The sequence below is a fragment of the Streptomyces sp. NPDC037100 genome, from assembly GCF_055606225.1.
Genome location: NZ_JBVJSX010000004.1, coordinates 280,908 through 303,260, shown reverse-complemented (window position 1 = coordinate 303,260; position 22,353 = coordinate 280,908). Strand labels below are relative to the sequence as shown.

Below are 22,353 nucleotides of genomic sequence, written 5' to 3'. Positions count from 1 at the left end.
GACCAGCTCCACGACGCAGACCCGGGTGGGGAAACGCCCGCCGGCCGGTGACCGCTTGGCACCACCAGCACGTCAGCCGCCGGCCCCGAGCAGAAAGGTGCCCGGGGAGGTGCCCGTCCGCCGGGATGCCGAAGTCGGCCGGTCCGTGCCGCCTCCCGCGTCGGGCGGCCGGTCGAGCGGCCTCAACCGCTCGTTCCCCGGGGCGCCACCGCTCGCGGGAGGCCTCCGGCCGTCAGTGACCGCCGCCCGAGATGCGATGCTCCCCCGACCCACGGACGACCAGGCGCGTGGGAACGGTGACGGTGCGGGCCCGGGAGCGGTCGCCGTCGAGGCGGGCCAGGGCGGTGGCCGCGGCGCTGCGGCCGATTTCCTCGGGGTCCTGGGCGACGACCGTCAGCGCCGGTTCCAGTGCCTCGGCGAGGGCCACGTCGTCGAAGGCCACGACGGCCACGGTCTTGCGCTTGCTGCGGGCGAGTTCGGCGACGATGCCGAGCGCCATGATGTTGTTCCCGGCGAACAGGGCCGTGGGAGGATCGGGCAGTTCGAGGAGTTGGGCCGTCACGGCCTCCGCCCCCTGCTGATCGTGCGCGCTGGCGACCAGCGAGCGGTCGTAGGGGATGTCGGCCTCCTGCAGGGCCGCCCGGTATCCGGCGAGACGTTCGCGGCGGGTGTACAGCTTGACCGGCAGGTCGCCGACGAACCCGATGCGGCGGTGCCCGTGGGCGATCAGGTGGGCGACGCCCTCCTGAGCCCCCGCACGGTTGGAGCTGACGACGCTGTCCGTGGACAGGCCGACCCCTGGCCGGTCGAGGAAGACGACGGGCAGTCCCGCCGTACGGTGCGACTTGAGGTCGGAGTGGTCGGCGCCGACGGACGGCACGACGATCAGGACGCTGACGCGCCGTGCGAGGAACTGAGCCGTCAGGGCGCGTTCGCGCTCGGGGTCGTCCGCGGACGAGCCCATGAGCAGCGTCAGTCCGCGGTCCCGGACCGTGTCCTCGATCCCGCGGGCCACGGCTCCGAAGAAGGGGTTGGCCAGGTCGGGGATGACCAGCCCTATCGTCGTGTCCGGGCCGCCGACGCGGATGTTGCGGGCCATGAGGTTCGGCTGGAAGCCCAACTTGGCGACCGCGGCGAGTACGTGCTCCCGCGTCCGAGCCGAGACGGGCCCGTCCTCATTGAGGACTCGGGAGACCGTCTTGGCGCTGACACCCACTTCTCGGGCGACGTCGGCCAAGGTGGGTCGGCGGCTCGCTGCCATGGAGTAAACCGTCTCCTGGATGCTCCCGGTTCCGGGCCGCGGCCTCGGCCGGAACACGCGAGAGCGGGGTTGCGCTGTCAGGTGGCCTGTACTCCGGCGGCCTTCGCGGCCTCGGAATCCGCTACGACAGTATCTCCGGCCGCATCGACGGTGAGGGCGCCCGTCATGATGGCCACGACCTCCGCCATGGAGTAGTCGGACGGCTTGATCACGGCAGCGCGCCGGCCCAGCCGGTGGACGTGGATCCGGTCGGCGATCTCGAAGACGTGCGGCATGTTGTGGCTGATCAGGACGACCGGCATGCCCTTGTCGCGGACGCGGCGGATCAGGTCGAGGACCTGGCCGGACTCCTTGACGCCGAGGGCGGCGGTGGGTTCGTCCATGACGACGACGCTGCGGGCCCAGGCGACGGCGCGGGCCACCGCGACGGCCTGCCGCTGTCCGCCGGAGAGGGTCTCGACGGCCTGGGTCAGCGAGCGCAGGCCGATCTTCAGGTCCGCCATGTGCTCGGCGGCCTCCTGGCGCATGCGCTTCTTGTCGAGCATGCGGAAGGCACTGCCGAGGATGCCCGGGCGGCGCAGCTCGCGGCCGAGGAACATGTTCGAGGCGATGTCCATCGAGGCCGCCACGGCGAGGTCCTGGTAGACCGTTTCGATGCCGTGGGCGCGTGCGCTCTGCGGGCCGGAGAACTGGATCGGCTCGCCGTGCAGGCGTATCTCCCCCTCGTCCGGCACCACCGCTCCGGTGAGGGCCTTGATGAGGCTGGTCTTGCCGGCGCCGTTGTCGCCGATGACGGCGAGGACCTCGCCGGGCAGCAGGTCGAAGTCGGCGCCGTCGATGGCGGTGACATGGCCGTAGCGCTTGACGAGACCGCGAGCCTGCAGCACGGGGGTCTCGGTGGTGGTCGTGGTCATCGGGCCTTCCTCCGGGAGATCTGGTCGACGGTCACCGCGAGGATCACCAGGACCCCGGTGATCAGGGTCTGGTAGATCGAGGCGACGCCCATCAGCTGGAGCCCGTTGCGGAAGACGCCGACGATGAGGACGCCGATGAAGGTGCCCAGGACCGAGCCGCGTCCGCCGAAGAGGCTGGTGCCACCGAGCACCACGGCGGTGATGCTGTCGAGGTTGTCGGTCTGCCCGGCCTGCGGGTCGCCGACTCCGGTGCGGGAGATGAGCAGCAGGGCGGCGATGCCGTAGAGGAGACCGGCCACGGTGTAGACGCCGATGGTCAGCCGGGAGGTGCGGATGCCGTTCAGCCGCGCCGCTTCCGGGCTGTTGCCCAGCGCGTAGACGTGCCGGCCCCAGCCGGTGCTGCTCAGCGCGTAGGCGAGGAGGAGGAACAGGGCGATGGTGACCAGCGAGCCGTAGGTGATGTCGGTCTTGCCGAGGGGGAAGGTCTGCCCGAGAGCCGTCAGCGGGCCGGGCAGGTTGCTGACCGTCTGCTCCTCGGAGTAGATGTGCGTCAGTGCGAACGCCACGTTGAGCATGCCGAGGGTGACGATGAACGGCGGCAGCGGGATCTTCTGCACCAGTGCCCCGTTGAGCATGCCGAAGCCACCGCAGACGACCAGGCCCAGCGCGATCGCGGCGAGCGGCGGCAGGGAGCCCTCGGCGGCCATCTTCGCGATCACGATGCTGCCGAACGCCATCACCGCTCCGCAGGACAGGTCGATGCCCGCGGTGAGGATGATGAGCGTCTGGCCGATGGCCAGCGTGCCGACGACCATGACCTGCTGGACGATCAGCGAGAAGTTCCCGCCGGTGAGGAACTGGTCGGTCGATACGGAGAAGAAGACACAGGCCAGGAGGAGGGCGATCAGCGGGCCGGTGGTCGGTTGGGTGAGCAGTCTGCGGACCGTGGTCGGCGCCTTGAGTTCGGCGTAAGGCGTGGACGTGGAGGGTGGCGTGGACGTGGCAGTCATGCGAGGTCCTTGTCGGAAGACAGAAGTCCTTGTCCGTCCTTGTCGGGCGGCAGGAGGACGAGGAGGCGGCCGTCCCGGGTCGGGGAGGAGGGGCCGGCCGCCCCGCAGAGGGGTGTCGAACGGTGGCAGCGGGGAGCGGCGGCTCAGCCCCAGCAGTTGTCCAGGCCGTAGGCGGTGTCCTTGGAGGCGACCCCGTCCTGTGCCTTGTCGGTGATCAGGGTGACCCCGGTGTCGGTGTAGCCCGACGCCTTCTTGCCGTCCTTGGCGTACGTCACGACGGCCTTGACGCCCTCGGCGGCCATCTTCAGCGGGTACTGCTGCGAGGTCGCGGCGATCTTGCCGTCCTTGACGGCCCGGGTGCCGGTGCAGCCGCCGTCGACGGAGACGATCAGGACGTCCTTCTCCCGGCCCTTGGCCTTGAGCGCGGTGTACGCGCCCAGTGCGGCGGGCTCGTTGATGGTGTAGACGACGTTGATGCCCGGTTCCTTCTGGAGGCAGTTCTCCATCGCCGTCTGGCCCTTGGACTGGTCGCCGCCGGTGTCCTGAGCACAGGCGACGTCCTTGTCGGTGGCGCCGAAGCCCTTGAGGAAACCGTTGTGCCGCTGAACGCCGACGGACACACCCGGCGCGAGGTCGAGGGCGGCTATCTTCGCGGTCTTGCCCTTCATCGCGGCCTTGGCGTACTCGCCGATCAGCTCTCCGGCCTTGAGGTTGTCGGTGGCGAAGAGGGCGTCGACCGCGCTCTCCGGCTCGGTCGGGGTGTCCAGGGCGATGACCAGGACGCCCTTGGCCTTGGCCTTCTCGATCGCCGGCACGATCGCCTTGGAGTCGCTCGGGGTGATCAGGATGCCCTTCACGCCGGCGGCGACCATGTTCTCGATCGCGGTGACCTGCCCGGCGTTGTCGCCGTCGAACTTGCCGGCCGCGGTCATGAGCTTGACGCCCTCGGCCTTGGCGGTCTTCTCCGCTCCCTCCTTCATCTTGACGAAGAACGGGTTGGTGTCCGTCTTGGTGATCAGGCCGACCTTGACCTCGCCCGAGCCGGTGCTCGCGCTGCCCGATCCCGATCCGGATCCACAGGCGGTCAGGGTGAGGGCCGCGATGCCCGTGCACGCGGCGACTCTGAGCAAGGAGGAGGGCAGACGAGAGGTGCGTGACATGTGCGACTCCAGCGGGATGTCGGGCGGGTTGGTCGGCAGCGGGGCCTGCCGTCCCGCGATGTCAACGATGACTGATGTCATCGTTGACACTGCTTGGCGAGGATGATGGACTCCGCTCACCGGCAACGTCAATGCCTTGCACTCGTTACAAATCGGCAACGCCCCTCGGCGGTCACCCGCCCCGAAGCCCTTCGCCGGCATGCCCGGGTCATGCCCGTTTCCGCTTCGCGCGTCCCCAGAGAAGAGCAGCCCATGAGCCCGAGCCAGATCACCGTCCTGGGAGAGTGCGTCGCCGACGCGTTCACCGAACCCGCACCGGCCCGGAACGAACTCGCGCTGCGCGTCCTGCCGGGCGGCGGGCCGGCCAACACGGCGGTGGCCCTGGCACGCCTGGGCACCCCGGCCCGCTTCCTCGCGCGGCTGTCCGGCGACGTGTTCGGCCGCCTCTTCCGGGCCCACCTCGCGGCATCCGGCGTGGACCTCTCACACGCCGTGGAGGCCGCCGAGCCCAGCACGCTCGCCGTCGCCGAACTGGACGCCCAGGGCCAGGCCGCGTTCTCCTTCCACGCCCAGGCCACCGCCGACTGGCAGTGGACGACCGCGGAACTGGCCCGGGTGGACCTGGCCGGTACCGCCTGCGTGCACACCGGTTCGCTGGCCCTGGTCAGGGAACCGGGAGCGGCGGTGGTGGAGGACTTCCTGGCAGCGGCCGCCCCCCGGGCCACCATCAGTATCGACCCCAACGTCCGCCCGCTCCTGGTGCACCCCGAGGTCTACCGCGCCCGGCTGGCGCACTGGTGCGGCCTCGCGGACGTGCTGCGGCTGAGCGAGGACGACCTGGATCTCCTCCTGCCGGGAACACCGCCCGAGCAGGCGTGCGACACCTGGCATGCGGCGGGGGCACGGCTCGTGGTGATCACGCGCGGCGCCGGCGGAGCCCTGGCCTCACTCGACGGGGAGCGCGTGCAGGTGCCGGCGGTGGCGACGCCGGTCGTCGACACGGTCGGTGCGGGGGACTCCTTCACGGCAGGCCTGCTGCACCACCTCGGCACCCACGGACTCCTCGGCGGCAGACTGGCGGACCTGAGCCTCGCCGATGTCGAGGCGGCCTGCCTGTTCGCCGTGAAGGTGGCAGCCCTGACCTGCTCGGTCGCCGGCCCGAACCCGCCTTGGCAGGACCAGTTGACGCAGCCCACGCCGGACGCCTCGGCGGTCCGGCACCTCGACTCCACCCACTGAATCCCACGGACAAGGACGGAAGACCATGACGAAAACTCTGCTCGCCGAATTCACCGCCCGGGACGGAGCGCAGGACGAGGTCGCCCGCCTGATCCAGGAGTACGCCCTGAAGGTCCGCGAGGAGGAAGGCAACCTGACCTTCGACGTCTACACGAAAGCGGCCGCCCCCCGCGCCTACTGGATCTTCGAGGTCTACCGCGACGAGGACGCCTTCCAGGCACACCTGAACGCACCGTACGGCGCCCCCTTCAACGCGGCGCTCACTCCGCTGATCGAGGAGGACGCATCCGTACTGACGTTCCTGGACCCACTGACCACGCATCCGTAACCGTGCGCTTGCGGCCGCCTGCTCGGGGCACCGCCCACCGGAACGACTGCTGCCGTCCGAGGCCGACGGACGACAGCGATGAAGCGGACCCTCGGTGGTGCGGTTGTCGGCGCACTCCAGGAGGGCGAGACCACGCAGCTCTGAGTCCCGTCGTGCTCTGCGTCCCGTCGTGCTCCGCGTCCCTCCCGGTGTCATCGCCGAAGCAGACGATCGGAGCCCGTGTCCGCGAGTAGTCGTGTGGTCTGCGGGGACGGGTAGTGCAGCCGCAGGGACGCGTGGGTCTCGGCGGCGTGCCGTGACGCGTCGAGGAAGACGCGCAGGCCGCTGTCGTCGCAGCGGTCGACGGTGGTCAGATCGACGTCGATGGTGGTGATGCCGTCATGCAGGCACCGCTCCAGAGCGGCGCGCACCTGGGGCGCGGTGGCCCGGTCGACCTCACCGGCCAGGGTGATCAGCGCACGCCTGCCCCGGTCATGCCGGTAGATGTTCAACTGTGGAAGAGTCATGACGCCTCGGTTCGGATGCCTCGGTTCACGGGTCCTGGCCGCTCCTCGCACGGTCCATGGTCCGGGTGTACGTGCCTGCCGGGCACGCGTCGCCGCGGACCGAGCCGACGGTGCGTACGCGCCGCCGGGCGGCCGTGGTGGGGACGTCGGCCGCCGGGCGGCCGGTGGTGACGCCCGATGATCACCCGAGGTGAACGGTACGGCTGCGGCGCGCGGCTGGCGGGGCCCCCTCGTGGTGTTCCCGCTCGTGGTGTTCCCGTCGTTCATCGGCGGTCGGCGACTCGAACCGCTCCGGCCCCGCCAGGGGCTGCGCCGTGCCGCGGCGGCTGGGCCGGGGAGCGCTGTACCGGTACGCGGCGATTCTGTCGGCGTGCTGGAGGTTGAGCCGGTGGATCACGTACGCCGCCGCTGCGATGAGGACCACGAGGGCGGCGGCTGCCAGGAAGGCGTTCACGGCGGCCACCTCACACTTCGCTGATCAGTCGGCCGGCCCGGCGGGGCGAACCGGTCCGTGGGGGAACGGCAGCGGACACCGCGGGCACCGCGGACGCGCCGCCCTCGTACTCCCATGCCTCGTCCGGGTCCAGCGGCCGGTCGGCCGCCAAGACGCCGTGCCGGGCCTGGTCCGCGGTGATGAGCGCGCTCGCGGTCAGCGGCGGGCCGTCGTGGTCGCACGCGGCGGCCATCAGCCGGGCCGCCGACTCCGCCCCGGTCTCGGGCGGGATGACCAGGAGATCCCAGCGGCTGGTGCCGTAGGAGAGCAGCAGCAGCTTGTGCGGGTCGATCTCCGGGGTGAACCAGCCGACCTTGACGATGTGGCCCTCCACGGGAACCTTGCCGGGGATGACCGGCCAGTACTTCGGGTTGACGGCGATGCGGGTGATACGGCCCCACAAAGGGTCCAACACACCGGTGAGAGCGGGCAGTTCGCTCATGAGATCCCGGGAGCGGGGCCACCAGGCACCGTCCAGGAGTCCGCGGGAGGTGCCTTCGGTCTTCAGCGCGAGGCGCGCGGCCGGGGCTGCGACGGGCTCGTGGTGCGGCAGGGTTGGGTTCAAGGTCGCCGACATGATGCGGACCCGTCTCCGGGCCGCCTCTGCGGCGGCCCGGGTTTCGTCTTTCGCCGAGAACGACCCGGCGTGGAAGCCGTTGTGCGAAATGCCCTCGGTACGGTCCACACTACTCCGCGCTCCGCCGCAGCGCGGAGTGTGCGGCCGCCCGGAGCCGGAGCGGCCGCCGGGTGGTCTCCCGGTAAGGGCCCGGAGACATGGCGACCGCGCCCGGCGGAGAAGACGTAGGCGACCAAGACCGACGCCCGAGCAGCCCTGACCCGTCGAGTCGGACATCGCGCGCGGACAGTGGTCGGACCCGGCCGCCGGGCGGTGCACCTCGAGGAGTACGCCACGAATGAGCACTGCTCACGGCGAAGACGGCAGGCCACGGCCACCCAGCGTCGACGGCACAGTGATCGAGACCGATAGCCGCCGCGTCCCGGCCTCACCAGCGAGGTGGATCTCCGGTGGTCGAGCAAGCACACCAACCAGGGCGGGAACATTCAGGTCACCCCGGCCAGCCGATGCCGAGAATTGGTGTCGGCAATGTGCGGCGCCCGTCACATACAGACCACCACAGCACACCAGAGGTGACTTTGCCTGGGCGTGCTGACACCGGTGCTACGTCTCTTGCCCATCGCGTCCAGTACGTCGAATGCGCACAGTGCCGGCGTCCAGATCCACCTGGAAGGGCGGGTCCTCGGCCGGCCTGACGTTCTTGCGTACGCGTTCCTGTTCCATGGACCGTTTGATGGCCTGAGCCCCGGGATCGCCCTCTTGCATGAAGTCGACGCCGATGGACGACAGCCCCTTGGTCTTGCGCCAGTAGATCCAGCCCCGAGACTCCATAGCCAGCAGAACACGATCCGCCAGGAACACGGCGACGCCCGCTCCCACGCCCACAAGCACCGTGTCCATCGGTTAGCGACCGCGCCTCAGCCGATCGGCCCAGCGGCCAAGCCCCCGTCGTGAGCGTCGAGGACGCGGGCGGTGATGCTCTGAGCCTGCCCGACTGGCTTCGTGAGAGCTCTTGCCCACTCTCGCCTTCGGACCGGAGGGGGCGTTTCGTCGTGTCCGGGGTCAGCGAGCGCGGGTCTTTCGCCGAAGGCCAGCGAGCGCCTTCCCCCAGGGATACGCATGCGGGTTCCCCCGCTTCGGAGGGTGCGACTGGTATCCCTCCGGGCCATTGAGGACCAAGATGCCCTGTTCGCGCAGGACAGCAATCGACCGTGCCACCGCTGGCTGCGCGCCCTGAGCCTGGTTGAAGTAGGGCATCGCTACGACTGGCACGCCCATGTGCACTGCTTCCGACGGGATACCGATGGCGACAGTGTCCGAGATGCCGGCTCCCCACTTGTTCAACGTGGTGCACGACATCGGAGCGACCAGCATCGCGTCGGCCTTCGGTAGGGCGTCCTTCTCCCACGGAAGCTTGTACCGCGACCGAACGGGGTGCCCGGTCAGCTCGACGAGTTCTTCCATGCGCGGCTCCCACCAGGTCGCTGCCGACGGGGTGAGGATGAGGCACACGTCCCAGCCGTCGGCCTGCGCCGCGCGGACGCCGTCGTCAATGTGCTGGGTCGGGCCAGCGGCGCAGGCGATGAGGTAGAGCACTTGGGTCATGCCCGCAGTCCACAATGCCCGGCGAGTGTGCGCAAGGCCGGTCCGGGGGCCCGGGTGACGCGGACCACGTCCTTGACGAGGTTCACCGTCTCCGGGCGTCCGCGCACCTCTTCGGGCGCCAGCTCGTCGGCCTGGAGCAGGGCTGCTGCGGCGGCGTCCTTGCGCCGGGTCAGCAGCGAGGCGCGCGCGATGGCGACGCGGTGCCCGGCCTGCCGCTCCCGGGTCATCCCCGCGAGCGCTTCGGGCCTCGCATCCTCTGCGGCTTCGAGCGCGGACCATCCGTCCTCGAAGCGGAGCAGCACGTCCATCCGGTGCAACGTGACGTTCGTCGGCCCGAACTGGGTGTAGTCCTCGTCCAGGTCGGCGCCCTGCCGCGCGGCTACGTCCCCGGCCTCGGCCAGGTACCCGCCCGCCGCCGCGACGTGCCCGGAGGTCCGCTCCTGCGAGGACTCGGCGAGCGCGGCGGACAGGTACAGCATTCCGAGGGTGGAAAGGCCGAGCGCCCCGCGGTCGGTGAGCCTGTCGGCCAGGCGCCGCGCGGCCGCCGTCGCGAACTCGACCGCCGCGTCCGGACGCTGTTGGTGGACGAGGCTCTTCGCGACCCGCCGGGCGGCCGCGCCCATCTGCACCGGGTCACCGGACCGCTCGGCGGCGGCCAGCGCCCGGTCAGCGGCGAGCGCCGCCGGGATCGCCGTCGCCGCACCGTACTTATGCAGGTACGAGGTGACGAGCTGGTACACGCGGGAGAGCAGCGCATGCGCCTCACCCTGCTCGCCGACGGGCGCCGCGTGCACCAACCGCCCGGCATGCCCGATCAGTGCCGGCAGATCCCGGGAGAGCGCAGCGTAGTGGCAGGCCTGGAACGCCACGCAGCAGTAATCGAGGCGACGTTGCAGAACATCCCGCTGGGGCAACTCGTCGTCGCGGTCGGGGCCGTACAGGGCGTCGATGACGCGGAGGGCGTCAGCGGGCGGGGTGCTGTCTGGGGGCTGCTGGGGCACAGTGTCGTTCAAGAGCTGCTCCAGCGGGACGCGGAGGATCTCGGCCGCGCGCACCAGTACCGAAAACCGCGGGTCCTGTTGGCGCTTCCCGCCTTCGACGTCCTGCACCCAGCGTTTCGTCTGGCCCATGAGGTGGCCGAAGTCCGACTGGGTGTAGCCGCGCTCGGCTCGCCAGTAGGCGATGCGCCGGCCGACGCCTGAAGCGTCCATCCCAGGGCCCCCGTACAAGGCACGCACTTTGCGTGCCCACCTCCGTTGTACCGCGCCCTACGGTCTCATGTGTGAGGCGGACCACATGCGACAGGAGAGGCGCGAGCAATTGAACAGCGATCACAGCCATCTGGCCTTACGACCGATCCATTCTGCGCCCGGCGTGCTCATTCACCCCATCGCTGACCGTCGGTTGGCCTCGGAGCACTGGCTGCTGGCAACGCTTCCGGCACAGAGCCGCGACCGCGCCAGGCTGGAATGGGACCAGCACCAGGTGACGCTGCTTCCGCTGGGCACCCTGTTCTCCGCTGTGCGGATCCCCGGCCGCCTCCTCGTCGCCCTCACTGGCATCACCGAGGCCCCCAAGCTGGACCAGTTCCTGCGCGAGACCCTCGACGGCGGCCCAATCATCTGCGATCCGCGCTTCCACCGGTACTACGCCCTGGTCCCCGCGAGCATGCCCAGAACCTGGCACCAGGCCCTCGACGACTGGCGGGCCATGGACGTGGACTGCCTGGGCCGCGGCAGCTACCTCGGCGTGCCGCGAGTGGACGCCGTGCAGTGGACTCGTCCCCGCGCCACTTACTGGTCGGCGCCTATGGACTCGCCATCGACACTGTGCTCGCCCGTCGAGGTCGCCCGCTTGATCGCTGCCGGACGGCACTGCACGCCCGCGGAGCCGGAGGCGTGAGCGGCCGCGAGTATCCGTCGTCCGTCGACGCCCTCTGGGCAGTCGCGTTCGAGCGCCTGGCGGACCACTGCATGACGTGCCCGACGTGCAGGGCCGCCGACGACCAGGCCGCGAACCTTCGGCCGACATGCCCGGAAGCAACGGATCGCCTGGTCGGTCCGCCTACTGCCACTACATGTGCACCGCCACGAAGTCCGGCAGGTCCGTCGGCCGTCGTCGTCCTGCCCGGCGAGCACCAGGCCGCCCGACCACAGGGGCTGTTGCACTCGGGACAGGGCGGAGCATCGTCGGGCAAGGGAGATCTATTCCGGGCGCGCCTGGATGGCTTGTGCCTGGACCGGCGCGATCGTCAGCCCGAGGCCCTGGCCCCGTCGGTTCTCGGCCGCTCCGGTCCGCAAGTGCTGCGGCCCGTGGGCGAGCAGCTCTGCCGCAGCCCGGGCCTGGTTTGCGTACGACGACAACGGCGTCGTTCACCGTCGGTGAGACCGGTGCCCGCCCGTGCCGGTGGGCGTTGCCGGATCAGCCTGTTCCGCGCCCGCGTTCGGCTTCGACACCTCCAACAGCTCCTCGACCAGCCTGCGCACCCCCGGACCGGGTCCCGCATCAGATCGGGCGCCTTGCTTTCGGGCCTCGCAGCCTGAGCGGTGCGCGGCTGAGCGGCTGCCATGTCCACCGAGTCCTCGTGCGGTCACCGCCCCGGTGACCTGTACGACGGCTGTGACGTGTCTCACCGGAACTCGCCCGCACCGTACGTCAGTTCAAGACGTGACCACAGATATGCGAACCCGGGTGCGAAACGGAGATCCGGACGCCTTCGCGGAACTCTTCGACGCGTGCGCCCGCGCGGTGTACAACCACGCCTTCCGGCTGACCGCCGACTGGTCGCTGGCCGAGGACGTGATGTCGACGACCTTCATGGAGGCGTGGCGGCGCCGTGCCTCGGTCGAGGCCGAGGGCGGCTCGCTGCGGCCGTGGCTGCTGGGCATCGCCACCAACGTCGCCCGCTCCCACCACCGCAGCAACCGCCGCTACCGCAACGCGGCGAGCGCCGCGGCCGCCGCGCACGCCGCCGAGGAACGGGTCGAGGACCACGCCGAGGAGACCGCCGGACGCCTGGACGACCGGCGCCGTATCAACGCCACGCTCGCCGCCCTCAGCCTGCTCAAGCGCCCCGAGCGTGAGGTCCTGACGCTGTGCCTGTGGGAGGGGGTGGAGTACGCCGAGGCGGCTCGCGCCCTGGGTATCCCGGTCGGCACCGTCCGCTCCCGCCTCTCCCGAGCCCGCGCCAAGCTGCGCAAGCTCGCCGACGCGCAACTGCTCGGAGAAAAACGGGAACCCATCCGCACGAACCGGCAGATAACAGGTGATCGCGGATACGCGGTCCGGTCCGCACAGGAAGGAAACCGATGAACGCCAGCCCCTCCCACCGGCCCCACCCGGCCGAGTGGACGGAGACGCAGAGTCTGCTGCCCTCCGCCGAGCGGGATCTGCCGGCGGGCCGCCACCAGTTCCACAAGGAGCAGATGATGGCCCGGATCCACGAAGACCTCCGCACCTCCTCCCGCACGTCCGGTACCTCTCCGGGCGCGCCCCTGAAGCGCTCCAACCCGTTCCTGCGCCGCACGATCCTCCTGCCCGCCGCGGCCTTCGCCCTGGCCGGCGCGGTGGTGGGCGGCCTCGCCCTCACCGGCGGCGGGACCCATGGCGGCAAGACCGCCCTGGCCACCGGCCCCGCACTGACCACCAGCATCGGCGTCGCCGACGCCAAGGGCGCCGCCCAGCTCCTCGAACGCATCTCCCTGGCCGCCGCCGACACCTCCGCGCCCACCCCGCGCAAGGGCCAGTACATCTACATCGCCTCGAAGGTGGCCGACACGTACATCAAGACTGACGGCGACCGGCGCGAGGTGGTCAGCGACGAGCTGCACTCCCGCCAGGTCTGGAACTCCCTCGACGGCAGGGACGGTTGGCTGATCGAGGCCGGCAAGACGAGCGACAAGGGCATCACCCTGAAGAGCGACACCCCGTTCAGCGGCGCCTACAACGCCCTGGCCGAGCTGCCGACCGACCCCGATACGCTGCTGCAGCGGATCTACCGCGCGTCGGACGCCGTCCGGGACCCCGAGGTGCCGCGCGACCAGGCCGCCTTCGTCGCGATCGGCGATCTGCTGACCGCGAGCTACCCGCCCGCCGAGGTCGGCGCCGCCCTCTACAAGGCCGCGGCCAAGATCCCCGGCGTCGTCGCGGTGAACGACGCGGTCGACGCCACGGGCCGGCACGGAGTCGCGATCGCGCGGGAGAACCCCGTCGCCGGCGAGCGCACCGAGTGGATCTTCGACAAGAAGACGCTGCGGTTCCTCGGCGAGCGCATCGTGGTGGTCAAGGCCACGGCGGGCAATCCCCTCAAGGTCGGTACCGTCACGCACACCAGCGCGATCACCGAGCGCGCGGTCGTCGACGCCAGCAAGCAGGTCCCCGGGCAGGCGAGCTGAATGCGCGACAGAACCACGAGCGCCTCGCTGGCCGCCCTGCTGGTGGCGGGGCTGATGACGGGCGTCTCGGTGGCGGCCACAGGCTCCGGCCTCGGCTTACGGACGCAGGGCACCGCCACCGTCGCGGCGCCCGACGGCTCCGCCCTCGGCGCGCCGACCGCGGGCTCCGCCTCCGCGGTCGGCCGGTACGTCACCCTTCTCACCGGCGACCGGGTCCGGCTGGACGCCCGGGGCCGGGTGACGGGCGTACGGCAGGCACCCGGCCGTGAGCACGTCCCGGTGTCCGTGCGCGGCGTCGGGGGCGATCAGTACGTCGTTCCCGCCGACGCCGCCGCCCTGATCGGCCAAGGCCTCCTGGACATGCGGCTGTTCGATGTCAGCAACCTGACACGCGCCGGCTACGACGACACCCGGCGCGGCACGCTCCCGCTGATCGTGTCGTACGAGGGCAAGGCCGCCCAGCGCAGGAGTACGCAGGACTCGCTGGTCGCGGACGCGGACGCCACCGTGCGCCGGGAACTGCCCAGTGTGGCGGGCGCCGCGATCACCGTCCCCAAGGCCGGGGCCGACGACATGTGGCAGGCCCTCACCGAGGAGCAGGGAGTCGCGCGGGTCTGGCTGGACGGCCGGTTCAAGGCGCCGGCGGACATAGACGGCGCAAGGGCCGGGGAGGCGGGCAGCGGCGTCGCGCAGATCGGCGCCCCGGCCGCCTGGGCGGCCGGATACGACGGCAAGGGCGTCAAGGTCGCCGTCCTGGACACCGGCGTCGACACCACACACCCGGACCTCGCCTCGGCGGTGACGGTGTCGAAGGACTTCACCAGCAGTGGCAGCACCGACGACAAGGTCGGCCACGGCACGCATGTCGCAGCGACGCTGGCGGGCTCGGGCGCACGGTCCGACGGCCGCTACAAGGGCGTCGCGCCCGGTGCCGGGATCCTCAACGCCAAGGTGCTGGACGACAGCGGCGAGGGCAGCGACTCCGGCGTCATCGCCGGCCTGGAGTGGGCCGCCGCGCAGGGCGCCAGGGTGGCCAACCTCAGCCTGGGCCAGGACGACACCCCGGGGGAGGACCCGGTCGAGGCGGCGGTGAACGCCCTCTCGAAGGGCACCGGCATGCTCACCGTCGCCGCGGCCGGCAACGAGGGCCCCGACGCGGGAACCGTCGGCTCCCCGGGGGCCGCGGAATCGGCGCTCACCGTGGGCGCCGTCGACGGCGAGGACCGCCTCGCCGACTTCTCCAGCACCGGCCCGACCGCCGACAGCGCGCTGAAACCGGACCTCACGGCGCCGGGCGTGGACATCGTCTCGGCGAAGGCGGCGCACGGCTACCTGGGCGACCCGGCGGCCGACGGCTATGTCTCCATGTCCGGTACGTCGATGGCGACACCACATGCGGCGGGGGCGGCCGCGATCCTCGCCCAGCGGCACCCCGACTGGACCGGCGCACGGATCAAGCAGGCGCTCACCGCGTCCACCACCCCAACCACCGGCGCGACCGGCTACCAGCAGGGGGCGGGCCGGCTCGACGTCTCCCGGGCACTGGAGGGGGCGGTGGCGAGCGAACAGACCTCCGTGTCCTTCGGCAAGCAGCTGTGGCCCCACACCGACGACCGGCCGGTCACCCGGCACATCACCTACCGCAACGACGGCGACCACCCCGTCACCCTCGACCTGACGGCCACCGCGACCGGCCCCGGAGGCAGCGCGGCCCCCGAAGGCATGTTCACGCTGAGCACCACACGGCTCACCGTCCCGACGGGCGGCACCGCCGGCGTCGACCTCACCGCGGACACCCGCGTCGAGGCGGTGGACGGCGCCTACTCGGGCACGCTGGTCGCCACCGCGGGGAACGGCGCCGACCCCGCTGCCGTACGGACCGCCTTCGGCGTCGTACGCGAGGCCGAGGCATACGACCTCACCCTGAAGTTCCTCGACCGCGGCGGCAAGCCCGTGAGCGCTCCGCTGACCGAGATCCTCGGGTACTCGGGCACGTACTGGACCACGAACCTCAAGGACTCCGAGCAGATCTCCAAGGGCGTGTACCGGGTGCGGGTCCCGCGCGGCGACTACGTCGTGGACACCGTGATGGACGACCCCGGGGGTACCTTCGCGCTGGTCCGGCCGCGGCTCTCGCTGACCGGGGACACCACGGTCGTCTTCGACGCGCGCAAAGCGAAGCCGGTCCAGATCACCGCGCCGCAGGGCGCGAAGATGTCCGACGGCCAGCTCAACCTCGCCGTGGGCACAGGGGACACCGGGAGCGAACCGCACAACAGCACCCTGTTCTGGGGAACGTTCAAGAACCTGCGCACCGCGACCCTGGGACCGACCGCCCCGGCCGGGAGGCTCAGCACGCAGCTCGGCGGCCTGTGGCAGAAGGGCAGCACCACCTTCCACCTGCTCCACAACCTGCCCGACCGCTTCCCCACCGGCTATCGGCACACCACGCGCATGAACGAACTGGCCCTGCTGAAGCGCAACTTCGGCTCATCCGTCGCCCACCGCAAGGGCATCGTAAACGTCCTGTGGAGCGGCTCCACCCTGTCGCTGGGCACGGTGAGCGCCCCCTTCCCGCTGCCGACGACCGCGAAGATCTACGTCACCACGCCCAAGGGCTTCAAGTGGACGGCCAACCTGGGCCAGCGAAACGCCTCCGGAGACGACGAGGACGTCTTCTACGGCACGGAGAGCGCGAGGTCGTACCAAGCGGGCCGGACCTACGCGGCGACGTACAACGTCGGCGTCTTCAGCCCGATCACCGGCGGCCCGTACGGCGCACAGCGCGACGGCGACACCCTCGACCTGTGCGTCCCCGACCTCGCCGACGGGAGCGGACACCCCGCCTCCTCCACAGCGAAACGCCACACCACGGTGACCACGGACGGCAGCACCCTGCTCGACAACGACGGTGACCTCTGCCAGACCGTGGAGAAGCTCCCGTCCGTCCCGGCCCGCTACACGATCCGAACGAACCTGACCCGCCCGCCAGGCGTGGCCACGACCACGAGCCGCCTGACAGCGGCCTGGACCTTCACGTCCAGCCCGTCCGACTCCGGCTCCCTGCCCCTCTCCACGGTCCGCTTCCACCCGAAGCTGACCCCGACCGGCACGGCCCCTGCAGGCCGCCGCACCACGATCCCCCTCTCCCTCCAGGGCCCGGCGGCCACTGACCTGAAATCCCTGACGGTGAAGGTCTCCTACGACGCCGGCAAGACCTGGTCCCCCGCCCCAGTGACCACCACCCACGGCAAAAGGACCCTCACCCTGACCCACCCGGAAAACGCCCGCTCGGTCTCCCTCAAATCCACCCTGACCGACACCACCGGCAACACCTACGCGGTGACGATCCTGGAGGCATACCTCCTGACCTGACGTGGTCTAGACACTCCTCGACGCGGTCACGCATCATCTGGAGCACTTCGCCGCTGCCGACCGAGACACACGTTTTCGTCGATCCGCAGAGGCGGGCAACTGCGGCGGAGGGACGACTGGGTGAAGGCTCGGAAGGCTGCGGGTGTCACGGCCGAGTTGCACTTCCACGACCTTCGGCACACGGGCAACACGCTCGCCTCGACGGCGGGAGCCAGCACCCGGGAGTTGATGACGCGCATGGGCCACAGCAGCTCCCGAGCCGCGCTGATCTACCAGCACCTGACCAGCGACCGGGCCATCGCCGACCGGCTTGGGGCCATGATCCGGGGAGGCGGGGGAGTGGCCAGCCCCAAGCCCTCTGAAAAGGATCGGGCGGGCTCGTAGTGGCATGGATGTGGCCCGGCGCCTGAAATGGCCAAGGGCCAGCCTTGGAGGAAACCCCTCCTGAGCTGGCCCTTCTGGCTGTGCCCCCGGCAGGATTCGAACCTGCGACACCCGCTTTAGGAGAGAGGCTGGGGAGTGAGGGCGCTGACCTGGTGCTTCGATACCTGGTCAGGCTGCCGAGAACTCGACCGCGGGACACCGCCGTTGACCGTGGCTGACCCCTGCATCTGGCACGGCAGTGGCACGAACCTCAGCCAACGACAGTCAGCCACGATGGTGGGTGCGCCGCCCGACTACGCACGCGTGTGCCTCGCTGCACCCCCACCGGCCTCAGCCACGCTGCCATGCCGTCGACCAGAGCAAGCCGCGCCGGTGGAAGCGTGGTGGTGAGACCTTGTCTTATTACCTCGTCACGAAGCAACTTGGAATAGGCGCTCGGCTTCGGCGGGTTTGCCTCTCACCTGTTGTGATGGTCCTTTGGTGTCTACACTTTATCAACCTCTTTTAATGCGCCCTCGGATGGCAAGTGCTGCAAGACCTATGAGTACTGGTTCAGAAAATCTCGCTGCCATTTCGGCGTACGTGCCCCAAGTAGTTAGATCCTGCCCACTTGAGCGAAATACAACCGAATTTAGGGTGATGCGCAGCGATTTATCGAATCGTTTTGCAGTGAAGCGCTGGCGTATGGGCAATGTTAGCGACGGGTCAGGCGCGTCTAGAATAGTCATTGTTCGCCCGTTTGACTTCACTTGCTTAATCTCCTGCTTTGGTGTGTCGTTTGGGAGCCCAACTCCCATCATGAGTAGCAGGGTTACCAAGAATGATAGAAAGAGCCAGCCAGCAGTTCGAGCTGCACGCAATCCGTACCCAGAAACCAACCAGTAGACTTGCAGGAGCCATCGTTCCGCAGACGCCCATTTCTTACTGTGGCGTCGCATTTCCATCTCTCCGTAATAGAAGTCTGCGGCCCCAGGCTCGTCCTTTCCATCCTCAAGGGCTTTGCGAAGGTTTCTGTACAGGACTGCTATTGCTGCTGGTTGAAGTGAGGGAACTCCGTCCTCAGGTGTTATCCAGCCCCGCCTTGATGATGGGCCTCCATGGGTAGCGCGCCAGTGGTGTTCCTCCAAAAGAACTCTGCGTCGGGTCCACGCCCTGGTGGGCAAGGCCCAGTGCAGCGGTAGCTGTGGAGGCTGCGAAAAGGAGCACTCGCCTTCGAGGCGAATCTGATCCAAGTGGCGGGCATGTGCGAAGCGGCACCGCCGGAGGTCCGTTTCATGCAAAATCAGCATCGCGCCATCAACGCGCTTGATTGACGTAACTGACGCCATTGTCGAGTTCAAAGTCTGCGTCTGGGGCTCGTCCGTGATTGGCGTAATTGTCAGAGGGTGGAGAAGTATGGCATGTGAGAGGTCAATGTTCTGGCATGCTGCTTCCAGTGTGGCGGGCTCTTCCAGTCTGGCTCCGGAAAGAGAGATATCACATGCAATCGCTCTTATCTCGCAGGGTGCTTGAAATTTGGCGTTATCCAGCGATAGATTGCTTGCTGTGGTAACGCCAGCGGCATAATTCCCCTGGAATTTCGCCCCATGGAAAGAGATGAATTCTTGGGCTTCGATCCCCGAGAAGTAGAATTCGCCTTCCATTGTAGCGTTCTCGAACTCGACCCATGTCTTGAATTTCAAATCAGCAAGGAATACTTCCCCGTGAAAGGTTGAGCCGCCGAATTGGCAATCCGCTTCGAAAGTGGCACCCCTTATCCCCAATCCGGCAAAGTCGGCATCCCAGAAAATTGCCTGCTTGTGGAAGTGCGATCCATGGAAGACGATAACCCTGGTCGTGAACTTTGCCTCCGAAAAGCTGGCGGTATCTCGGAATTGCACCTCGTGAAATGTAGCCGAGTCAAGGAACTTAGCTCCATCGAATATAGCCTTTCCTGCGAACTCAGCCTTCTCGAGGTGGAATTCGTCGGAAAATTCGGCCCAGCCGAGGTTGCAGCTTCCGAACTTTGGGATCCCGTCGGATGGGTCTCGCACGCCTTCGAGTATCAGGTTTAGAATTCTCCGGCTGAGACTTGTCCCTCTAAAGTCAATATCGATTCCAGGATGCAGGCTGGAAATGTAATTGTTCAGCTGGCCTTCGTCAAGGTGTGCAAGGCAACGCTCGAACGGTGGGACCTTTTGGCCAGTACAGGGCTGTTGTCCCGATTCCCTTGGGGCCCCGCAGTGCTCCCAGGTTTGCTGCGGCTGAACTCTCATACTGCATATGAGACCAGAGTTCGGGATCCCGAGATACGCTTTCTGTGATTCTGGTAGCCGTTCGCTTCTGCCAGCCGCGGGAGGCGACTGGCCCCAGCTACGACGTCCCACTTCTCACGGAAAGCGGCTGATTGCTGTGCGCGCGGTCCGGCCTCTGGCCGGGCTGGAGCGGGGCGGAGACAGGAGCGCAGGCCCGGCCGGGGGCCGGGCCGCGCGCGGTGAGCGGAGCGAGCCGCCTTGAACCAGTAGAGAAAGTTGTAACTCAGTCGGTCTGCTGGGGCTTGAAAGCATGGGCGCAGGCTGGGAGTTCGGCGCCCTGTCGGTGTGCGAGCGGCAGAAAGAGCACTGGTCGGATGTCCCACGTGATGCGGACGTCTGCGTGCCTGATGGTCACTGTGCATGGCTCGGAGCGCAGGAGAGCTCTCCGGGTCTCGGCGCGTTCGTCGTACAGCCACGTCCATGCCTCGCCCGATGCGTCGGAGTCGAGCGCGGGTGAGATTGTGCGCAGGGCAATGGCCACCCATCGGTCTGCCTGGGGCGCTGAGTACGCGTCGAACGATGCCCGGAGTGCCGGCGGTTCTGTGGTGCTGACGTCCTCGGTCCAGCATTCGCACCAGTAGCCGTGAGTTGGCCCGTTCATGAGGTCGGTCCCGTCGGGTAGACCACGAGGACGTAGCGGGTGTTCTCGTCGTACAGGGTGAGTTGGTAGCCCGTGCCTGCCGTCATGTAGGCAAGGGCTCGTTCGTGTTCCGCTTCGTCCGTCAGCCAGTGCAGTCCGGGCTGTGCGTATGCGGCGTCGAGTTGGTCGGTGATGTGGCGGGTGCGCTCCTGTAACCAGCGCAGGGCCAGGCGCGGGCTCGTGGTGTCGTATCTCCCCATGGGGATGGCTCGGGCCTGGTTCGAGGGGTAGGCGGCGGCTCGGCACTGGTAGGGGAGACGTCGGCTGTCTGTGTGCGGTGCTTCGGGACAAGTGGACGTCAGCACGGGCGTCCCCTTGTCGGGCGGGGCTCGGTGAAAAGTTCCGCGGTGACCGTGTAGCCGCTGTGGCTGTCGTGGACTACGACACGGTGTGCGATCGCGCTGACCATGCCCAGGCCCCGGCCGTGCTCGGCCTGGTCGTTGTCCTGGTGCTCGACCTTCGGAGCGGTACCTGTGCCTCCCTCGTCGGTGACCGACAGGGCGACCACCTGCGGGGAGACCGCGAGTGCCAGATGGAAGCTGCCGGACTGAGTGCCGCTGGCGGTGTGGAGGATCGCGTTCGCGCTCAGCTCGCTCACGATCAGCTCGGCGTCGTCGGCCAGGGGAGACCCGCGCAGGATGTCCCGCGTCCAGCGGCGGGCCCGGCTGACCTCTTCCGGGAAACCTGGGCAAGACAGTCCCCAGACCCGGGCTGTACTCGTATACTCGTGCATACAAGTTCCTTCATGCTGGTAGGCCGCCATGTGCAGCGGGTTCGGGCTAGACGAGTTTCACGCCGTCGTGGGCGCGGACGGCCGGCGGGGTTGTCGCGTCGAGTGCGTCAAGGACGCGGATCGCGTAGGCCTCGTCGGCGAGTTCGATGACCTCTTCGCGGGTGGCCCAGCGCAGTGCGCGGGTCTCGTCTCCGGTGGTCGGTGTGCCGTCGGCTGCCTGGCAGCGAAAGACGAGGGAGACGATCAGGCCCGTCATGTTCTTGTAGATGCCGGTCAGGGTCGCGGGAAGCTCGATTTTGATGCCGGTCTCTTCGAGAACCTCGCGCTGAAGGGCCTCGGGGATGGTTTCCTCGCGTTCGAGGACACCGCCCGGGGGCTCCCAGTGACCGTTGTCGCGGCGCTTGATCAGCAGGGCCCGGCCTTGGTCATCGACGATGACCCCGGCGACGCTCACGGAGTGCGGACGTTCTGTGCTCACGTTCCTCGGCCCTCTCGGCTGACTAGGCTCTCCACCGTAGCAACAACACTCGCCCACTCGTCTAGATACCTAAAGGAGTACGCGTGACGTCTCTACCGAGCATTCTCGGCGGCCTCGACCCGACCAGTGATCGTGCGGTCTTCCGGCAGATCGCCGACCAGCTGCGTGAGGCCATCGACCGTGGGCGATTCAAGGAAGGAGAGAAGCTGCCCTCTGAGGCTGAGCTGGTCGAACACTACGGCGTTTCCCGGATGACGGTCCGCAACTCCTTCTCGGTCCTCCAGGGTGAGGGCCTGGTACACGCCGAGCACGGCAAGGGCGTCTTCGTCCGGCCCCGGCCCCCTGTCCGGCGCCTCGCCTCGGACCGGTTCGCCCGGCGCCACCGCGAGCAGGGCAAATCCGCGTTCATCGTGGAGGCCGACGCCGCCGGCAGCCACCCGAAGGTGGACAGTCTGGAGGTCAAGGAGGAGAAGGCCAGCCAGGACATCTCCACCCGCCTCGGCTCCGTACGGCGCGTGCTCGCCCGGCGTCGCCGGTACCTCCTCGACGGACGGCCGGTCGAGTTCGCCACCTCCTACCTGCCGCTCGACATCGCCCGCGGTACGCAGATCGCCGAGCCGAATCCCGGCCCCGGCGGCATCTACGCCCGACTCGAGGAACTGGGCCACCGGCTCGACCACTTCGAGGAGGAGATCCGGGCCCGGATGCCCTCGCCGTCCGAGGTGAAGACGCTGCAACTGGCTTCCGGCGTGCCGGTGATCCACCTGATCCGCACCGCCTTCGACACGGCTGGGCGGGCAGTGGAGGTCTGCGACACAGTCATGGCGGCGGACGCCTACGTCCTCTCCTACCAGCTCCCGGCGAACTGATCGGCGGTGCGCGAGGCCACTTCCCCGGACTCGTACACCTCGACACGCATACTCGTATAGACGAGTGGGCAAGTGATGTGGCAGAGTGGTCGA

General features: G+C 68.9%; 22 protein-coding genes and 1 pseudogene. 8 read left to right on the top strand and 15 right to left on the bottom strand.

Translation table 11 applies throughout. From position 1 onward, the window contains the following. Positions 1 to 232: 232 nt before the first annotated feature. From ACZ7EG_RS15600 to ACZ7EG_RS15585, 4 genes are all read right to left on the bottom strand, one after another. The gene (locus ACZ7EG_RS15600) at positions 233 to 1,261 is read right to left on the bottom strand and encodes a LacI family DNA-binding transcriptional regulator (RefSeq protein ID WP_471077832.1); all 1,029 of its coding nucleotides are present in this window, start codon (positions 1,259 to 1,261) and stop codon (positions 233 to 235) included. A gap of 77 nt (positions 1,262 to 1,338) precedes the next feature. Then, a complete protein-coding gene (locus ACZ7EG_RS15595) occupies positions 1,339 to 2,175 on the bottom strand; it encodes an ATP-binding cassette domain-containing protein (RefSeq protein ID WP_471077829.1) in 837 nt (278 codons plus the stop codon). Then, positions 2,172 to 3,185, bottom strand: coding sequence for an ABC transporter permease (locus ACZ7EG_RS15590; protein ID WP_471077827.1), 1,014 nt, complete (start codon positions 3,183 to 3,185; stop codon positions 2,172 to 2,174). Before ACZ7EG_RS15590 ends, ACZ7EG_RS15595 begins: the two co-directional genes overlap by 4 nt. Before the next feature lie 143 nt (positions 3,186 to 3,328). Continuing rightward, positions 3,329 to 4,345, bottom strand: a complete 1,017-nt coding sequence (locus tag ACZ7EG_RS15585; protein WP_471078798.1) for a substrate-binding domain-containing protein — start codon at positions 4,343 to 4,345, stop codon at positions 3,329 to 3,331. A 252-nt stretch (positions 4,346 to 4,597) separates the two neighbouring features. On the opposite strand from ACZ7EG_RS15585, the gene ACZ7EG_RS15580 reads away from it, so the two are divergent. Both ACZ7EG_RS15580 and ACZ7EG_RS15575 read left to right on the top strand, forming a co-directional pair. Continuing rightward, positions 4,598 to 5,584: a carbohydrate kinase family protein gene (locus tag ACZ7EG_RS15580; RefSeq protein WP_471077825.1), complete on the top strand. Its 987-nt coding sequence runs from the start codon at positions 4,598 to 4,600 to the stop codon at positions 5,582 to 5,584. Positions 5,585 to 5,609: 25 nt separating this feature from the next. Further along, positions 5,610 to 5,912 carry a putative quinol monooxygenase gene (locus ACZ7EG_RS15575; protein ID WP_471077821.1) on the top strand — a complete coding sequence of 101 codons (303 nt, stop codon included), beginning with the start codon at positions 5,610 to 5,612 and terminating at the stop codon, positions 5,910 to 5,912. A 191-nt stretch (positions 5,913 to 6,103) separates the two neighbouring features. Here the strand turns inward: ACZ7EG_RS15575 and ACZ7EG_RS15570 are convergent, their stop codons facing one another. The 6 genes from ACZ7EG_RS15570 to ACZ7EG_RS15545 all read right to left on the bottom strand — a co-directional run bounded on the left by ACZ7EG_RS15570 (position 6,104) and on the right by ACZ7EG_RS15545 (position 10,304). After that, positions 6,104 to 6,418 carry an STAS domain-containing protein gene (locus ACZ7EG_RS15570; protein ID WP_471077819.1) on the bottom strand — a complete coding sequence of 105 codons (315 nt, stop codon included), beginning with the start codon at positions 6,416 to 6,418 and terminating at the stop codon, positions 6,104 to 6,106. A 181-nt stretch (positions 6,419 to 6,599) separates the two neighbouring features. Further along, on the bottom strand, positions 6,600 to 6,872 hold the full coding sequence (locus tag ACZ7EG_RS15565) for a hypothetical protein (RefSeq protein WP_471077816.1): 273 nt from the start codon (positions 6,870 to 6,872) through the stop codon (positions 6,600 to 6,602). Positions 6,873 to 6,882: 10 nt separating this feature from the next. Further along, complete coding sequence (locus tag ACZ7EG_RS15560; protein ID WP_471077813.1) at positions 6,883 to 7,596, bottom strand: DUF5994 family protein; 714 nt, start codon at positions 7,594 to 7,596, stop codon at positions 6,883 to 6,885. A gap of 495 nt (positions 7,597 to 8,091) precedes the next feature. After that, positions 8,092 to 8,388, bottom strand: coding sequence for a hypothetical protein (locus ACZ7EG_RS15555; RefSeq protein WP_471077810.1), 297 nt, complete (start codon positions 8,386 to 8,388; stop codon positions 8,092 to 8,094). Between the two features lie 162 nt (positions 8,389 to 8,550). Beyond that, entirely contained in the window at positions 8,551 to 9,093 is a 543-nt protein-coding gene (locus tag ACZ7EG_RS15550; RefSeq protein WP_471077807.1) for a flavoprotein, read from the bottom strand. Continuing rightward, positions 9,090 to 10,304: a helix-turn-helix domain-containing protein gene (locus ACZ7EG_RS15545; RefSeq protein WP_471077804.1), complete on the bottom strand. Its 1,215-nt coding sequence runs from the start codon at positions 10,302 to 10,304 to the stop codon at positions 9,090 to 9,092. Before ACZ7EG_RS15545 ends, ACZ7EG_RS15550 begins: the two co-directional genes overlap by 4 nt. Positions 10,305 to 10,578: 274 nt before the next feature. Here ACZ7EG_RS15545 and ACZ7EG_RS15540 point away from each other — a divergent pair, with 274 nt between their 5' ends. From ACZ7EG_RS15540 to ACZ7EG_RS15520, 5 genes and pseudogenes are all read left to right on the top strand, one after another. Beyond that, positions 10,579 to 10,995, top strand: a complete 417-nt coding sequence (locus tag ACZ7EG_RS15540) for a hypothetical protein (RefSeq protein ID WP_471077801.1) — start codon at positions 10,579 to 10,581, stop codon at positions 10,993 to 10,995. A 765-nt stretch (positions 10,996 to 11,760) separates the two neighbouring features. Then, on the top strand, positions 11,761 to 12,405 hold the full coding sequence (locus ACZ7EG_RS15535; protein WP_471077798.1) for an RNA polymerase sigma factor: 645 nt from the start codon (positions 11,761 to 11,763) through the stop codon (positions 12,403 to 12,405). Continuing rightward, positions 12,402 to 13,487 (top strand): CU044_5270 family protein, encoded by a 1,086-nt coding sequence (locus ACZ7EG_RS15530; RefSeq protein ID WP_471077795.1) that lies wholly within the window; start codon positions 12,402 to 12,404, stop codon positions 13,485 to 13,487. Before ACZ7EG_RS15535 ends, ACZ7EG_RS15530 begins: the two co-directional genes overlap by 4 nt. Next, a complete protein-coding gene (locus ACZ7EG_RS15525; protein ID WP_471077792.1) occupies positions 13,488 to 16,862 on the top strand; it encodes a S8 family peptidase in 3,375 nt (1,124 codons plus the stop codon). A 13-nt stretch (positions 16,863 to 16,875) separates the two neighbouring features. Continuing rightward, positions 16,876 to 17,246 (top strand): annotated as a pseudogene (locus ACZ7EG_RS15520) (tyrosine-type recombinase/integrase); the annotation flags it as partial. A gap of 494 nt (positions 17,247 to 17,740) precedes the next feature. On the opposite strand, the gene ACZ7EG_RS15515 reads toward ACZ7EG_RS15520, so the two are convergent. The 5 genes from ACZ7EG_RS15515 to ACZ7EG_RS15495 form a co-directional block, all read right to left on the bottom strand. Then, the gene (locus ACZ7EG_RS15515; protein WP_471077789.1) at positions 17,741 to 19,279 is read right to left on the bottom strand and encodes a pentapeptide repeat-containing protein; all 1,539 of its coding nucleotides are present in this window, start codon (positions 19,277 to 19,279) and stop codon (positions 17,741 to 17,743) included. A gap of 484 nt (positions 19,280 to 19,763) precedes the next feature. Continuing rightward, a complete protein-coding gene (locus ACZ7EG_RS15510) occupies positions 19,764 to 20,141 on the bottom strand; it encodes a hypothetical protein (protein ID WP_471077787.1) in 378 nt (125 codons plus the stop codon). After that, complete coding sequence (locus tag ACZ7EG_RS15505; RefSeq protein WP_471077784.1) at positions 20,138 to 20,380, bottom strand: hypothetical protein; 243 nt, start codon at positions 20,378 to 20,380, stop codon at positions 20,138 to 20,140. Before ACZ7EG_RS15505 ends, ACZ7EG_RS15510 begins: the two co-directional genes overlap by 4 nt. Before the next feature lie 98 nt (positions 20,381 to 20,478). Continuing rightward, a complete protein-coding gene (locus ACZ7EG_RS15500; protein WP_471077781.1) occupies positions 20,479 to 20,913 on the bottom strand; it encodes an ATP-binding protein in 435 nt (144 codons plus the stop codon). Between the two features lie 46 nt (positions 20,914 to 20,959). Continuing rightward, complete coding sequence (locus ACZ7EG_RS15495; protein WP_384312301.1) at positions 20,960 to 21,367, bottom strand: NUDIX hydrolase; 408 nt, start codon at positions 21,365 to 21,367, stop codon at positions 20,960 to 20,962. 107 nt (positions 21,368 to 21,474) lie between these two features. On the opposite strand from ACZ7EG_RS15495, the gene ACZ7EG_RS15490 reads away from it, so the two are divergent. Next, complete coding sequence (locus ACZ7EG_RS15490) at positions 21,475 to 22,260, top strand: GntR family transcriptional regulator (RefSeq protein WP_466733368.1); 786 nt, start codon at positions 21,475 to 21,477, stop codon at positions 22,258 to 22,260. Positions 22,261 to 22,353 lie beyond the last annotated feature (93 nt).

Coding starts and splice junctions, on each gene's coding strand:
- ACZ7EG_RS15600 (WP_471077832.1), bottom strand. CDS start 1,261: ATGGCAGCGAGCCGCCGACCCACCTTGGCCGACGTCGCCCGAGAAGTG.
- ACZ7EG_RS15595 (WP_471077829.1), bottom strand. CDS start 2,175: ATGACCACGACCACCACCGAGACCCCCGTGCTGCAGGCTCGCGGTCTC.
- ACZ7EG_RS15590 (WP_471077827.1), bottom strand. CDS start 3,185: ATGACTGCCACGTCCACGCCACCCTCCACGTCCACGCCTTACGCCGAA.
- ACZ7EG_RS15585 (WP_471078798.1), bottom strand. CDS start 4,345: ATGTCACGCACCTCTCGTCTGCCCTCCTCCTTGCTCAGAGTCGCCGCG.
- ACZ7EG_RS15580 (WP_471077825.1), top strand. CDS start 4,598: ATGAGCCCGAGCCAGATCACCGTCCTGGGAGAGTGCGTCGCCGACGCG.
- ACZ7EG_RS15575 (WP_471077821.1), top strand. CDS start 5,610: ATGACGAAAACTCTGCTCGCCGAATTCACCGCCCGGGACGGAGCGCAG.
- ACZ7EG_RS15570 (WP_471077819.1), bottom strand. CDS start 6,418: ATGACTCTTCCACAGTTGAACATCTACCGGCATGACCGGGGCAGGCGT.
- ACZ7EG_RS15555 (WP_471077810.1), bottom strand. CDS start 8,388: ATGGACACGGTGCTTGTGGGCGTGGGAGCGGGCGTCGCCGTGTTCCTG.
- ACZ7EG_RS15550 (WP_471077807.1), bottom strand. CDS start 9,093: ATGACCCAAGTGCTCTACCTCATCGCCTGCGCCGCTGGCCCGACCCAG.
- ACZ7EG_RS15545 (WP_471077804.1), bottom strand. CDS start 10,304: ATGGACGCTTCAGGCGTCGGCCGGCGCATCGCCTACTGGCGAGCCGAG.
- ACZ7EG_RS15530 (WP_471077795.1), top strand. CDS start 12,402: ATGAACGCCAGCCCCTCCCACCGGCCCCACCCGGCCGAGTGGACGGAG.
- ACZ7EG_RS15525 (WP_471077792.1), top strand. CDS start 13,488: ATGCGCGACAGAACCACGAGCGCCTCGCTGGCCGCCCTGCTGGTGGCG.
- ACZ7EG_RS15510 (WP_471077787.1), bottom strand. CDS start 20,141: ATGAACGGGCCAACTCACGGCTACTGGTGCGAATGCTGGACCGAGGAC.
- ACZ7EG_RS15505 (WP_471077784.1), bottom strand. CDS start 20,380: ATGGGGAGATACGACACCACGAGCCCGCGCCTGGCCCTGCGCTGGTTA.
- ACZ7EG_RS15500 (WP_471077781.1), bottom strand. CDS start 20,913: ATGCACGAGTATACGAGTACAGCCCGGGTCTGGGGACTGTCTTGCCCA.